The 14,359-nt window shown below is 31.2% G+C and carries 10 protein-coding genes; 4 read left to right on the top strand and 6 right to left on the bottom strand.

The window, feature by feature from the left end:
- The first annotated feature begins 130 nt into the window (after positions 1-130).
- From tsaD to F6464_RS00040, 4 genes are read left to right on the top strand one after another with little or no spacing between them, the layout of a single operon-like run.
- Positions 131-1,153: a tRNA (adenosine(37)-N6)-threonylcarbamoyltransferase complex transferase subunit TsaD gene (gene tsaD / locus F6464_RS00055; RefSeq protein ID WP_151105706.1), complete on the top strand. Its 1,023-nt coding sequence runs from the start codon at positions 131-133 to the stop codon at positions 1,151-1,153.
- A gap of 2 nt (positions 1,154-1,155) precedes the next feature.
- Entirely contained in the window at positions 1,156-1,863 is a 708-nt protein-coding gene (locus F6464_RS00050) for a 16S rRNA (uracil(1498)-N(3))-methyltransferase (protein ID WP_151105705.1), read from the top strand.
- 3 nt (positions 1,864-1,866) lie between these two features.
- Entirely contained in the window at positions 1,867-2,508 is a 642-nt protein-coding gene (locus F6464_RS00045) for a DUF4159 domain-containing protein (protein ID WP_151105704.1), read from the top strand.
- A 9-nt stretch (positions 2,509-2,517) separates the two neighbouring features.
- Complete coding sequence (locus F6464_RS00040; RefSeq protein WP_191963318.1) at positions 2,518-3,609, top strand: AI-2E family transporter; 1,092 nt, start codon at positions 2,518-2,520, stop codon at positions 3,607-3,609.
- A gap of 101 nt (positions 3,610-3,710) precedes the next feature.
- Here F6464_RS00040 and F6464_RS00035 read toward each other — a convergent pair whose 3' ends face one another.
- The 6 genes from F6464_RS00035 to F6464_RS00010 all read right to left on the bottom strand — a co-directional run bounded on the left by F6464_RS00035 (position 3,711) and on the right by F6464_RS00010 (position 13,984).
- Positions 3,711-4,523: a M48 family metallopeptidase gene (locus F6464_RS00035; protein WP_151105702.1), complete on the bottom strand. Its 813-nt coding sequence runs from the start codon at positions 4,521-4,523 to the stop codon at positions 3,711-3,713.
- Between the two features lie 89 nt (positions 4,524-4,612).
- Positions 4,613-7,009: a glycoside hydrolase family 31 protein gene (locus F6464_RS00030; RefSeq protein ID WP_151105701.1), complete on the bottom strand. Its 2,397-nt coding sequence runs from the start codon at positions 7,007-7,009 to the stop codon at positions 4,613-4,615.
- Between the two features lie 128 nt (positions 7,010-7,137).
- Positions 7,138-9,042, bottom strand: coding sequence for a 1,4-alpha-glucan branching protein GlgB (gene glgB / locus F6464_RS00025; protein ID WP_151106468.1), 1,905 nt, complete (start codon positions 9,040-9,042; stop codon positions 7,138-7,140).
- A gap of 103 nt (positions 9,043-9,145) precedes the next feature.
- Positions 9,146-10,774: a maltokinase N-terminal cap-like domain-containing protein gene (locus tag F6464_RS00020; RefSeq protein WP_151105700.1), complete on the bottom strand. Its 1,629-nt coding sequence runs from the start codon at positions 10,772-10,774 to the stop codon at positions 9,146-9,148.
- A gap of 2 nt (positions 10,775-10,776) precedes the next feature.
- The gene (locus F6464_RS00015; RefSeq protein ID WP_151105699.1) at positions 10,777-12,711 is read right to left on the bottom strand and encodes an alpha-1,4-glucan--maltose-1-phosphate maltosyltransferase; all 1,935 of its coding nucleotides are present in this window, start codon (positions 12,709-12,711) and stop codon (positions 10,777-10,779) included.
- A gap of 640 nt (positions 12,712-13,351) precedes the next feature.
- Positions 13,352-13,984, bottom strand: coding sequence for a DUF5597 domain-containing protein (locus F6464_RS00010; RefSeq protein WP_151105698.1), 633 nt, complete (start codon positions 13,982-13,984; stop codon positions 13,352-13,354).
- Between the last annotated feature and the right edge of the window lie 375 nt (positions 13,985-14,359).

Raw genomic sequence — 14,359 nt, 5'->3', positions numbered from 1 at the left:
TTCCTGAAATTTCAATATTGATAAGGAAAGTAGAAGCCTTTTAATAAAAAAATCTTTAATTTTGGCTTCGCTGTAAAAATAAAATTTTTAAATCGGTTTATCAAATATAAATCAAAAATCGTGCTCTTTTATGCAACATGAAGCAGTTTTTATACTTGCCATCGAAAGTTCTTGCGATGATACCGCTGCTGCTGTATTGCAAAACGATAAAGTATTATCAAATGTTGTGGCCAATCAGCTCATTCATAATCAATATGGAGGTGTTGTTCCAGAGTTAGCTTCGCGTGCACATCAGCAAAATATTGTACCCGTAATAGATGCTGCTTTAAAGGTAGCAAATATTAATAAAGAGCAGCTTTCGGCTATTGCATTTACGCAAGGACCTGGACTTATGGGATCTTTACTTGTAGGGAGTTCGTTTGCTAAATCAATGGCATTAGCTTTAAATATTCCATTAATTGCAGTCAATCATATGCAGGCTCATGTTTTAGCTCATTTTATTGATGAAGAAGGATTCGACAAACCTAGTTTTCCTTTTATAGCATTAACCATTTCTGGCGGACACACTCAAATTATAAAAGTCAATTCTTTTTTTGATATGGAAATTATTGGCGAAACTACTGATGATGCCGTAGGTGAAGCTTTCGATAAAAGTGCTAAAATACTAGGATTACCCTATCCTGGCGGACCTTTAGTAGATAAATATGCTCAATTAGGAAATCCTAAAGCCTTTACTTTTACAAAACCTAAAGTACCTGGATTAGATTTTAGTTTTTCAGGATTAAAAACGGCGATTTTGTATTTTATTCAAAAGAAGACCTTTGAAAACCCAAATTTTATTGAAGAAAATTTAAATGATATTTGTGCTTCAATTCAGCATACGATTATTGAAATTTTAATGGATAAATTACAACTAGCGGTTGCAACAACTGGAATTAAACAAATTGCAATTGGAGGTGGTGTTTCGGCTAATTCGGGAATTAGGAAAACATTGAAAGAAGCTGAACAAAAATTCGGATGGAAGACCTATATTCCAAAATTTGAATACACAACAGATAATGCTGCAATGATTGGAATTGTAGGTTATCAAAAGTTTTTATTAGGAAAATTTGAAACTTCTGATGTAGTTTCGAAAGCAAGAATACAATTTTAAATATGCAATTATTTTATAATCCAGCCATTAACGAGACCTCTGAATTCTTTTCTTTTGACCGAGAAGAAAGTAAACATATTATTAAAGTATTACGTAAAAAAGATACAGATATATTATTTGTAACTAATGGATTAGGTTATTTATTTAAAACAGAAATTACTTTAGCATCTGACACAAAATGTACCGTGAAAATTGTTTCTATTGAAAAAGCGCCAACACCAAAATATCAGTTGCATTTAGCGGTTGCGCCAACAAAGATGAATGATCGATACGAATGGTTTTTAGAAAAAGCCACTGAAATAGGAATTACTGAAATTACTCCTATTATTTGCGACCATTCTGAAAGAAAAATAATAAAGACCGATAGATTTGATAAAATTATTCAATCTGCAATGAAGCAATCGAATCAATTGCATTTACCCAAATTGAATGAGCCAATTTTGTTTAAAGACTTTATAAAAATTAAAAATAAAGATCAATTATATATTGCACATTGCGAGGAAACCAACAAAAAATTACTAAAAGACGTTTTGAAACCTAATGAAAACGCAACTATTTTAATAGGTCCTGAAGGGGATTTTTCTGAAAAAGAAATTCAACTTGCTTTAGAACACAAATACATTCCTGTATCTTTGGGAAACACTAGATTACGAACTGAAACCGCTGCTATCGTAGTATGTCATAGTATTGCTTTTGTAAATGAATCATAGAAAATGAAAAAGGTTTATTATTTATTGCTTCTCTTAATTGTAACTATTGCCAGTTCGCAAGAAATTGCTTTACTTAAATACAATGGTGGCGGCGATTGGTATGCAAATCCTACTTCACTTCCCAATTTAATAAAATTTAGCAATCAGAATAATAATACAAGAATAAAACCAAAACCCGGCTTAGTTGAACCTAGTAGTCCTGACTTATTTTCCTATCCTTTTATACACATGACGGGACACGGTAATGTAGTTTTTAGCGATTCCGACATCATAAATCTAAGAAATTACATGACCTCGGGAGGTTTCTTGCATATTGATGACAATTATGGAATGGATGAATATATTAGGAAAGAAATAAAAAAAATATTTCCAAATATTCCTCTTGTAGAAATTCCGTCTACTCATGCTATTTTTCAAAAACCCTATTCTTTTCCAACAGGAATTCCGAAAATTCATGAACATGATGGAAAGCGACCACAAGCTTTTGGTATTTTTATTGAAAATAGATTGGTGATGCTTTATACTTTTGAAACCGATTTAGGTGATGGATGGGAAGATGTTGAAGTTCATAATGACCCTACAGAAGTAAGATTAAAAGCTTTAAAAATGGGTGCAAATATTTTAAATTATATTTTTATTAACTAATCTCGATTAATTATGAACTCAAAAATTATTGCTAGTGGCATTTTAAGAGCTCTAATTGTAGTTGTTACAGCTATTTTAGTTCTGTTTTTATTCTATAAAATCCAGTCTGTAATTATTTACCTCATCGTTTCATTAGTACTGACCTTAATAGGAAATCCAATTTTAGATTTTTTAAAAAGGAGATTAAAATTCAAGCATATTTTTGCCACAATAACCACTTTATTATTTTTTATATTAATTATCTCGGGAATTATAATGCTTTTTATTCCTTTAATCATTGACCAAGGACAAAATCTAGCACTTTTGAATATTAACGAAATAGAAAAAAATAGTCTTCAATTAATACAACAAATTAGCGTTTTTCTTGAAAGTCACAACATTGATGCTTCAAAAATCATGAAAGAAGGAAATCTAATTTCTAAATTTAACTTAGAATTTATTCCTAATTTTCTAAATTCATTGATAGGTATTCTGAGCAGTTTTGGAATGGGAATAGCATCTGTTCTATTTATTACATTCTTTTTTCTTAAAGACAGGCAATTAATGGTTGAGGGATTGAAACAGTTAATTCCTGATAATCACGAAAGTCAAATTCTAAATTCATTTAACAAAATAAACCATTTATTATCTCGATACTTTATTGGACTTTTACTGCAACTATTTATTGTTTTTATTCTTTATGCTATAGTATTATTGTTTTTTGGAATTGAAAATGCAATTATTATTGCTTTTTTATGTGCCATTTTAAATATCATACCATACATTGGACCCTTAATCGCATCTATTTTAGCAGCTATTCTAACGATGATGAGTAATCTTGGAGGCGATTTTCAAACACAAGTTTTTCCATTGGTAATTTATGTTTTAGTAGGTTTTTGGATAGTACAAGTCATTGATAATAATGTTTCACAACCATTGATCTTTTCTAAAAGTGTAAGTTCACATCCTTTAGAAATATTTTTAGTGATTTTAATTGCAGGTTTCCTATTCGGAATAGTAGGAATGATAATAGCTGTTCCTACATTTACTATTATCAAAGTTATTGCAAAGGAATTTTTTCCTGAAAATAAAATTGTACTGTTGCTAACAAAAAATATTTAATTGATTATTTTGGCTTTTAAAGTGATTATAATTTTTAATCTATAAAAAAACCGTCTCGTTTTGAAAAATGAGACGGTTTTTTTTACAATTTCTTAATAGTATTATTTGAATACAACTCCAAATTTAGCAGCTTCAGCTTTTGCCTGAGGAATTAAGCTTTTAATTTTTGCAATTCGGGTTGCATCAGATGGGTGTGTACTCAAAAACTCTGGTGGAGCACCGCCATTAGATTTAGCTGACATTCGTTCCCAAAACCCTATTGCAGTTTCAGGATTATAACCAGCAATTGCCATTAATGTCAATCCTATCATATCGGCTTCGCTTTCGTGGCTTCTGCTAAAGGGCAACATTCCCCCATATTGAGAACCTAATCCGTAGGCTTGTTGCCACAGTTTTTGGTTTTCTTCACTTTGCCCACCTGTAGCTACTGCAACTCCTACTGCTCCTAATTGTTGTAGTTGAGCAGCACTCATTCGTTGGGCACCATGATTGGCTAATGCATGTGAAACTTCATGTCCCATAACTGTTGCTAAACCAGCTTCGTCTTTTGTTATTGGAAGAATTCCTGAATAAACTACAATTTTACCACCTGGCATACACCAAGCATTTATGTCTTTACTATCAACTAATTTATATTCCCACTTGTAATCGTTTAAATAGCCAGGATATCCATTTGCATTAAGGTATTTTTCGGCAGCTACTTTTATTTTTAATCCCACGTTTTCAACTCTTTTTGCATCAGCAGTACCCGTAATTACTTTGTTTTCATTCAAAAAAGTAGAATACTGTTGAAATGATGTTGGAAATAATTGTGAATTAGAAACAAAATTTAAGTTCTTTTTTCCAGTAAATGGATTTTTAGAACATGAAAAAATTAATCCTACAACGCCTATTATAATTATATATTTTTTCATATCTATTTATTAAAATTTAAACAAAAATACAATCCTTTCAAAAATTAAAGTTGTAAAATAATATCAAATTATTTCATATTTTTAAGATATCAAATTCCAATTATATGTATTTCAGTAAAATTCTTATCAACAATAAAACTTTTAGTTGCAATTGAAGCTTTGCTTATAGTGATTTGTTCTTTATCTATCATTATTTTTTTAACTTTAAATGGTAAACCATGAAAATTAATTTTAAAATTAGTGTAATTTGTATCGAACTTCCCTTCCTTATGTTGTTTAATAATTAACTCAGTATCTTTACCTGTTAAATTAAATGTAGCTAGACTAAATCGCCCTTTATTATAATCGTATCCATCTTGTGCGTCTTCATAGAGTACCGATTTTTCTTTTCCATTTTTAAAATAAACGTCTAAAGTAATTTCTTCAAACTCTAATTCTCCAACATATTGTTGAATTGGATATTTTGGAATAATAGCACCTTCTTTTACAAAAATCGGAATTTGATCAAAGTCAGTTTGCACCCATAATTCTCTTTTTCCTGCAACTAATTCATTAGTCCAATAATTATACCAATTCCCTGAAGGCAAATACATACGTCTACCCATGGCATTTGGTTCTAATATAGGACAAACTAAAATTTGATTTCCAAAAATAAATTCGTCATTTCTATATTGTGTATGATGATCAGCTTGGTCATAATAGACCAAAGGTTTTAACATTGGTACTCCATCATTTATATATTCCCAAAACATGGTATATAAATAAGGAAGCAATTGATAACGCATTTCAACGAACTTTCTTGTTATATTAATTACTTCCTCATCAAATGACCAAGGTTCTTGATCTCCATGATCACCTGAGGAGTGTGTTCTACAAAAAGGGTGAAAAACTCCTAATTGTATCCAACGCGCATATAATTCGCCGGTTGGCTGTTCTGCAAAACCTCCTATATCAGAACCTGTAAAACCCATTCCAGATATAGACATTCTTTGTGCTTGAATATTTGCTATCCATAAATGCTCCCATGAAGCAACATTATCTCCAGTCCAAGAGGACGTATAACGTTGTGCTCCTGAATATGCCGATCTCGTAATAACAAATGGTCTTTTTGGATAAGCAAATCGTTTTACACCATGATACGTTGCACGAGCCATTTGCGTTCCATAGATGTTATGTGCTTTTCTATGGCTACATGGATTACCATCATAGTCATGACGAACATCCATTGGAAATGTTTTTCCTGGAACATCCATAACAGCTGGTTCATTCATATCATTCCATACCCCCTTGACACCTATGTCAGAAATCAATTCTTTAAATAAATCTGCCCACCATTCTCTAACTTCTGGATTGGTATAATCTGGGAAATTACATTCTCCAGGCCATACTTTCCCTTTCATGTAAGGACCATCGGCTCTTTTACAAAAATAATCTTTTTCTAAAGCTTCTTTGTATACCCAATAGTCTTTATCAATTTTTATTCCTGGATCTATAATAACAATTGTTTTAAAACCGTCTTCTGCTAATTCTGCAACCATTCTCTTAGGGTCTGGAAAATATTCCTTGCTCCAAGTAAAACATCTAAAACCTTCCATGTAATCTATATCTAAATAAATAGCATCACAAGGAATTTTTAATTCTCTAAATTTACTAGTAACCTCCTTAACTTTACTTTCTGGAAAATAGCTCCATTTGCATTGGTGATATCCTAAAGCCCAAAGCGGGGGTAATTCTGGTTTTCCTGTTAAATGAGTATAAGTGGTAACCACATCTTGCATTTGAGGACCATAAATAAAATAATAATTCATCTCTCCTCCTTCAGCCCAAAAACTTGTTACATTTCTTCTTTCGTGACAAAAATCAAATGTAGATTTAAAAGTATTGTCAAAGAAAACTCCGTAGGAATGATTATTTTGCAAACCTATATAAAAAGGGACTACTTTATACAAGGGCTCCTGATCTTTATGAAAAGCATATTGATCAGTAGCAAAGTTCTCTACTCTTTTTCCTTTTAAATTCATTTGTGTTGCTTTGTCGCCTAGGCCATAAAAACTTTCACCATCTTTAGATGCTTTACTCATTTTTACAATATTTCCTCCAAAATGGTAGCTTTCTTCCCAATGAAAACCTAATTCGTCTTCTAGAATACTGTGACCATTTAAATCTGTAATTAAAATTCTTAGATCTTCTTTCTGAACTTTACAAATAACTTTATTAGTTTGAATGTTATAGCAGTTTATGTCTTCAGTAACCTCTAGAAAATTATAACCATGCGACTGTTTTTTATCTATTGCATACGAAAAATCTTTACTGAAATATCCTTTTGTAGTATATCGAAAACGAATTAGGCTATCGCGTAGCACTGTAACTTTTAGAATAACATTATTATCAGTGTAGAAATAAACACTATCAACTTCTTTTTTAAAATCAACGATTTTCGTTGGGTATAAATCACCTTTGTATTCTAATTCGGTATTTGTAATCATAATTATAAATTAAATTCAGAAACCCATTTTTTAAAGGGTTTAGTAAGTTTCAAACTTACAAAATTTGTTTGGGTATGCTTTGATATTTCGTTGTTTTTTTACGAAAACGTTATCGAATGTTTATTCTTTTATGACATTTTAAAAACCGTTACACTTAAAGGAGGTAAAACCAAAGCGGCGGAAAAATCACGACCATTCCAAGGATCAGCTTCAATTTTTATTGCTTTTGAATTACCAACACCGCTTCCTCCATATATAATGTCATCACTATTGAAAATTTCTGTAATCTTTCCTTTTTTAGATAATCCAATACGGTAATTCTCTCTTGTTACTGGAGTAAAATTACACACAATAATTAAATCATCCTTAGGATTATGCCCTTTTCGGATATAAGACATTACTGCATTTTGATGATCCGAATAATTTATCCATTCGAAACTTTCCGGACTAAATTGTTTTTCATGAAGAGCTGGATATGTTTTATATAAAGCATTCAAATCAGTAATCACTTTTTTAATGCCATTATGAAAATCATATTGGAGTAAATGCCAATCTAAGCTTCCCTCAAAATTCCACTCACTACTCTGTCCAAATTCAGCTCCCATAAACAATAATTTTGTTCCTGGATGCGTAAACATATAGCCATATAATAACCTAAGATTGGCAAATTTTTGCCATTCGTCTCCAGGCATTCTTCCTGCAATAGATTTTTTACCATAAACTACTTCATCATGCGATAAAGGCAACATAAAATTTTCAGAAAAAGCATAAGTCATAGAAAAAGTCAGGTCATTTTGGTGGTATTTTCTATAAATGGGCTCTTTCTGGAAATACTGTAAGGTATCATGCATCCAGCCCATCATCCATTTCATTCCAAAACCTAGACCTCCTACAAATGTTGGTCTAGAAACCATAGGGAAAGAAGTGCTTTCTTCAGCAATGGTCTGCACGCCTTCAAAATTAGAATATACTGCTTCATTAAAATCTTTTAAGAAACTAATTGTGTCTAAATTTTCTCTTCCTCCAAAAATATTTGGCTCCCACTCTCCTTCTTCTCTAGAATAATCTAGATACAACATTGAAGCAACAGCATCTACACGAAGTCCATCTACATGATAATGTTGCAACCAAAATATAGCATTACTTATTAAAAAAGAACGTACTTCATTTCTTCCGTAATTAAATACTAAACTTTTCCAATCAGGATGGTATCCTTTTCTTCTATCTGGATGTTCAAAAAGATTAGAACCGTCAAAAAATCCTAATCCATGTGCATCATCAGGAAAATGAGAAGGAACCCAGTCTAAAATTACGCCAATGCCAGCTTGATGTAATTTATCAACCAAAAGCATAAAATCTTGAGGTTTGCCAAATCGAGATGTTGGTGCAAAATAACCTACCAATTGATATCCCCATGAGGGATCATATGGGTATTCCATTATTGGCATAAACTCTACATGGGTAAAACCTGTTTCTTTTACGTAGTTTACTAAATCTTCAGCAAATTCTACATAAGTCAAAAATTTACCTTCAGCATTGCGTTTCCAAGAACCCAAGTGCACTTCATAAACAGAATATGGTTTGTCTAATCCATTTTTATCTTTTCTGTTATCCATCCAAGACTTATCTTTCCATTTATAGTCTAAATCCCAAATGACAGATGCAGTATGTGGCGGGTGCTCACAATATAAAGCAAATGGATCTGCTTTTTCTGTGATAATTCCATTATTATTAGATTGTATTTTATATTTGTAGGTCGTTCCTTTTTCTAATCCCGGAATAAATCCTTCCCAAATTCCTGATGAATCCCAACGAACCTGTAATTGATGTTCCCCTTGAATCCAATAATTAAAATCTCCAACTACAGAAACTGAACGAGCTGAAGGTGCCCATACTGCAAAGTATACCCCTTTTACTCCATTAACTTCTATAAGATGTGCTCCAAGTTTTTCATATAATCTAAAATGTTTTCCTGCTTTGAATAAATCGATATCGAAATCGGTTAAAAGCGAATAGGATTGTACTTTATTCATGATGATTTGTCCTTTACTCATTATATTATTAATTTAATTTTCATTAGCTAATACCCAATCATCTTGAAAGGGTATAAAATTTTGTATTATAAAGAAGTTAAAATTATTTAAAATTCATAATACTAGCAATTCCCGTTAACGGAATTACAGCCCAACGTGGTCTTGAATTTAGTTCATAACCCAGTTCATAAACCGCTTTTTCAAGTAGACAATATTTTAATAAAAAATCTATCTCTTTACGATAACCAATATTTAAATTACCTGACTGTGCAACTTCTGTATACGTTTGAATAAAAACGCCTACAAAATATTTAAACAAAATTTCTCCTGCTTGAAAAAGTTCTTTTTGTTCATAAGGATATTTGTCTTTATTATTAAAAATTGTAGCATAAATAGCATAATGAAAAGAACGAAACATTCCAGCTACATCTTTTAAAGGTGGTTGTTTTACTTTTCTATCTCGAATAGTACTTTCTGGTTCCCCTTCAAAATCTAAAATAACAAAGTCTTCCCCATTTACTAACACTTGACCCAAATGATAATCGCCATGAATGCGAATGCGTTCAGATTTCATTTTTGTCCAATCGAAATCAAGGAATAGTTTTCTGATTTCTTTTTTATTATCTAAAAACTGATTGGCTAATTCTAGTGCTAATCCATCAAGTTTATGAAGATTATTTTCTAGAATATTCAATCTATTTTGAAATTGGTAGGTCAATCTGTTTTTCAACCAGACTGAATAATCTCCATTATAAGTTATTGGTGTAAATGCGGTATCATAAACATCTCCTCCAAGTGCAATATGCATTTCAGCAGTTCTGGTAGCCAAAGTTTGAATTCGAGTAAAAACATTCAAACCAGCCCAATCAATAATTTCATGTGGAACTTGGTTTAGCTCTAATCTTTTAAACAATTCAATATCAGGTAATTTATTGATTTTTATTTTCTTGTTTTTTAGATTATCAAAAATCCGATCCGTTTCTGTTAACATATATTGCCACGCATCTCCCTGATTAGGAACTAATTCCTGCATTAAACCTAAAGTAATATTTCCGTCAGCTAAAACTACACTAATACTTCCAGTATAAGCTGGTGAACTTTTAAAATCCATACGTTCTGTTAGAAAACGACTGATTTCATAATCGGGATTTGTACTGATGTAAATTCTTCTAAAAATTTTTAAAACTAATGTATTGTTATAAATTATAGAAGTATTGCTTTGTTCTACTCCCATAAATTTAGAACTCTTATAAACCTTATCTTCCAGTTTTATTCCCTTGTGAAATTTAACTTTAGAATCTGAATTTTCCCCTGATGAAACGATATTATCAAACAGTAGTTTTCTAAAATCTTCTTGATGTAATGCATCAACCAAAAAACCCTCTTGACCATTCATTTTTACAGGAGCAATAATGGTATTGGTATCCAGTTCCGATTCTGACATGAAGCCTAGTGGCATAAAATAATTCTGAAAAAAAGCTTCTTTAAAGTTTACTTCTAACAAAACACCATAATAAGTGTTGTTTTTTGAAGTAATTTTAAATGAATCTACCACTTCAATATATTTTAAAGTACTCGCTTTCCCTCCATACCATCTTTTATTAATGATATAGTTCTCTAAAATATCTGAAGAAAAAACTTTTACAAATTCTTCGTCTTCAAAAGCATTTTTCCAATCGGTTTTAAATACAAATGGGTTTTGAAATTCATCTTCATTAATTTTATTTTCCATATCTATTTTTGAATTTTAAATAAATGAAAGGGTAATTCAGGATTCAACTCAACATAATTCCACTCCTTATTCCAATCATAAGTATTACCTGTAATTAAATCGATTACTTGAATTGGTTGTCTTCCAATATAATCTAATGGCATTCTGACCATTGCTTGGCTTTGGTTATAAGAATTTAAACTAACAATCATTAAAGTTTCATTAAGTTTATCATCATCATATTTATAATAGGCCATGACTTGGTCATTATTGGTATCACAAAAAACAATATTATTAGTTTGTTGTAATGATATTTGCTCTTTTCTAATTGCATTAATTCGTGTAATGACTGTTGTTATTTTGTTTTTTTTATCCCAATCCCATTTAAAATATTCATATTTCTCAGAATTTAAATACTCTTCTTTTCCAGGTGCCATTGGTGTACAAACCATTAGTTCAAAAACAGGCCCGTAAATTCCAATATTGGAACTTAAAGTAGCAGCAAGAAAATACTTTTGTAAATGTACTGATTCACTTCCTCCTTGAAGAGAAAAAGGATTAATATCTGGTGTATTAGGCCAAAAATTAGGTCGGTAAAATTCTTTTTGTTCTGTTGTAGTAAGTTCGGTCACATAATCTATCAACTCTTTTTTAGAATCTCTCCAAGTAAAATAGGTATAGGATTGAGTAAATCCTTGTTTGGCTAATTCATTCATTATTTTCGGTCTTGTAAAAGCTTCCGCTAAAAACAATACATCTGGATGTTTTTTCTTAATTTCACTTATTAACCAACCCCAAAAGTAAAATGGTTTTGTATGCGGATTATCGACTCTATATATTTTTATGTCGCATTCTTCAATCCAAAACAAGGCAACATCTAGCAATTCTTTCCAAAGGTTTTTCCAGTCGCTACTTTCAAAATAAATTGGCTGAATATCTTGGTATTTTTTGGGTGGATTTTCGGCATATTGTACTGTTCCATCTGGTCTCCACTTGAACCATTGCGGAAAATCTTTTACATAAGGATGATCTGGTGCTGCTTGAAGAGCATAGTCCATTGCAACTTCAATTCCTAATTCTTTCGCTTTTCTCACTAATGATTTAAAATCATCAATAGTTCCCAATTCAGGATGGGTTGATTTGTGTCCTCCATGTTGCGAACCAATACCCCACGGCGAACCTACGTCTCCAAATTGCGCAGTGGTAGCATTATTTTTTCCTTTTCTATTTACTTCTCCAATAGGATGAATTGGTGGGAAATATAAAGTATCGAAACCCATTGCCTCTACTCGAGGTAAAAGTCGCTCACAGTCTTTGAATGTACCGTGTTTATGATCAAATTCTGAAGCAGAACGAGGAAAAAACTCGTACCAAGTACTAAATAATGCTTTTTTTCGGTCTACATAAACTTGGAGTTCTAAAGATTTATTTTCTAAAAAGAGAACAGGATATTTTGTAAATATTTGTTTTAATTCTGGGGATGTAACTTCTGGGATTGCAGCATCATAATCAGATTCAGTTGCAAATAAATAAGCTACTCTATTAAGATAATCATTCTCTGTATCGGTAGCCATTTTTTGTACAGCTCTAACATATTCTGCACCTTCCAAAAGCTCCGATTTTACATATTGATTGTCCTGAATCTTTCGTTCTGTACCGTGTTGCCAATTTAAAGCATAGTCTACCCAACCTTCAACATAATAGGTATATGAACCTTGTTTGTCCACTTTAAATTCAGCAATCCACTCATCATTTTCAGTAGGAACCATCCGAACTTCCTGCCATTTTTTATCGTTTTCATGTTTAAATTTTACACAGCTTTGTAAAACATCATGTCCATCAGAAAAAATATCAGCTGTGACAATAACTTTTTGACCAACAATTCTTTTTATAGGATAAGCTCCACAATCTAATTGAGGCGAAACATTTTCAATAATTATTCGAGTTTGATTCTGCATATTAAGTTAATTTTATGATTTCTAAATTTAGTAAAAAATATATAATATCATAACTTGTACTAAAAATTATTAAAAATTCAAAATTAAACAAATAAACAAACTAAATTTATTAATTTGTAATTAAATACTTCATTTTACACTCTATTTATTCATTATTCTTATAGTGTCAATAATTTTATTTATTTAAAAATTGTTAACTCAACTATAAAAATATAGAATTCTTAAAAAAAATTAATAGCTAAATCAATCAATAGACTATTACAGGCTTTACATCTAAAGAAATATTAACTCTATAAAAAAATTCTACCTGCTTATATATAATCAGAGGTTATTACTTTTAATCTTAAAAATATTGGAATTTTAAGCCTAATCTCGATATTTCTTATCACTCCAAAGGTTTTAGGATTGATTCTTAACTAATCTAAAATGAAAAATCACCAACTAATTTTGACCACATTACCAGATAAAAAATAGACTTGTCCCATACTGTGAACCCTACAGAGTTATTTTCAATTCAAATAATTGAATTTAGTTCAAATAATACAATAAAAAAATTGTATTTTCGTTAAATAATTTGAATAATTATTCTAGATTATTATATACATCTCAAATATAAATTAATTTACTAATTGTCTATTATTTAGCGCTTATATGTTACAACTTTATAAACCCCAGGAGTAGTAATAACCTTTTTTGTTTCTGTAGAATAGGCATTAGGGTTTCCTTTTAATTTTTCTTCATTAGTGAGATCTGCCAAAGATTCGAAAGTACGGCCAAACACTCTTAGTACCGCATTATGCCATGACTCATCGCCATTCATCAATCGAGTTGGAATCCATTGTTCTTTTTCGTAACGACCTTCCCATATTTGTCCAATATGCCCAATCTCTCCTTTTTTGGTTGATTCAAAAAAGATTTTTAAATTCATTCCAATTACCGTAAACTCTTCCTCTCCAGTTTGTATTATTGTTCCAAAACAAGGTTCTTCTGGTTTTTCATAGATAACTTTCAGTTTGTAATCGCCAAGGATTAATTCAGCAGACTGCTCATTTCCTTCTTTTAAAACAGCCCCCATTTTTCCTGTGCCTTGGTATTTTAGAATCAAATGTTGTACTTCATTTAATACAGCATACGATTTTTTAAACAAGAAGTCCTCTGATGCATCTTCTATTCCTAGTGGAGAAAAACAGATAGCATCGTGTTGTCCATAAGCATAATAAGCTCCCCACTTCTGCAGTTGATTCAAGAATAAGTAATGGATTATCAGATCCATGATACATAGAAATGATTTCTTTGAAGTTAGGAAGGTAAATATCGGGCGATTGAATATCAATAGCTGGAGTTGTAGCTTTCCATATATCAATCACTCTTGAGACGGGACCTTCATTTGGATAAACCCCAAGTAAATCCTCTGGTTTTTGAACAATCCAAGCATTGACCACCATAGACAAATTGTATTCCTTTCGCCCAGAAGTTACTACATAGTTGATATAGCTTGAAGCCTTTTACAGTAAAATCTAAGTAATAATAGTATCAAAGCGAGTTCCTTATAATTAAAGAGCACCTATTTTCAATTTGCTTTTTCTTTCCGTTCAAAATCATTTCTGCCATAATTTTCCCCATTGCATTAAAATTAGTTGAAATGGTA

It is taken from the genome of Flavobacterium luteum (assembly GCF_008806775.1).
GTDB lineage: Bacteria > Bacteroidota > Bacteroidia > Flavobacteriales > Flavobacteriaceae > Flavobacterium > Flavobacterium luteum.
Note: the sequence above shows the minus strand (reverse complement) of the source record. Positions and strands in the feature narration are given on the sequence as shown.

Bases quoted from the DNA above. Each gene is read 5' to 3' on its own strand.
- F6464_RS00030 (WP_151105701.1), bottom strand. From the start codon at position 7,009: ATGATTACAAATACCGAATTAGAATACAAAGGTGATTTATACCCAACG.
- tsaD (WP_151105706.1), top strand. From the start codon at position 131: ATGCAACATGAAGCAGTTTTTATACTTGCCATCGAAAGTTCTTGCGAT.
- glgB (WP_151106468.1), bottom strand. From the start codon at position 9,042: ATGAATAAAGTACAATCCTATTCGCTTTTAACCGATTTCGATATCGAT.
- F6464_RS00050 (WP_151105705.1), top strand. From the start codon at position 1,156: ATGCAATTATTTTATAATCCAGCCATTAACGAGACCTCTGAATTCTTT.
- F6464_RS00010 (WP_151105698.1), bottom strand. From the start codon at position 13,984: ATGGATCTGATAATCCATTACTTATTCTTGAATCAACTGCAGAAGTGG.
- F6464_RS00020 (WP_151105700.1), bottom strand. From the start codon at position 10,774: ATGGAAAATAAAATTAATGAAGATGAATTTCAAAACCCATTTGTATTT.
- F6464_RS00045 (WP_151105704.1), top strand. From the start codon at position 1,867: ATGAAAAAGGTTTATTATTTATTGCTTCTCTTAATTGTAACTATTGCC.
- F6464_RS00015 (WP_151105699.1), bottom strand. From the start codon at position 12,711: ATGCAGAATCAAACTCGAATAATTATTGAAAATGTTTCGCCTCAATTA.
- F6464_RS00035 (WP_151105702.1), bottom strand. From the start codon at position 4,523: ATGAAAAAATATATAATTATAATAGGCGTTGTAGGATTAATTTTTTCA.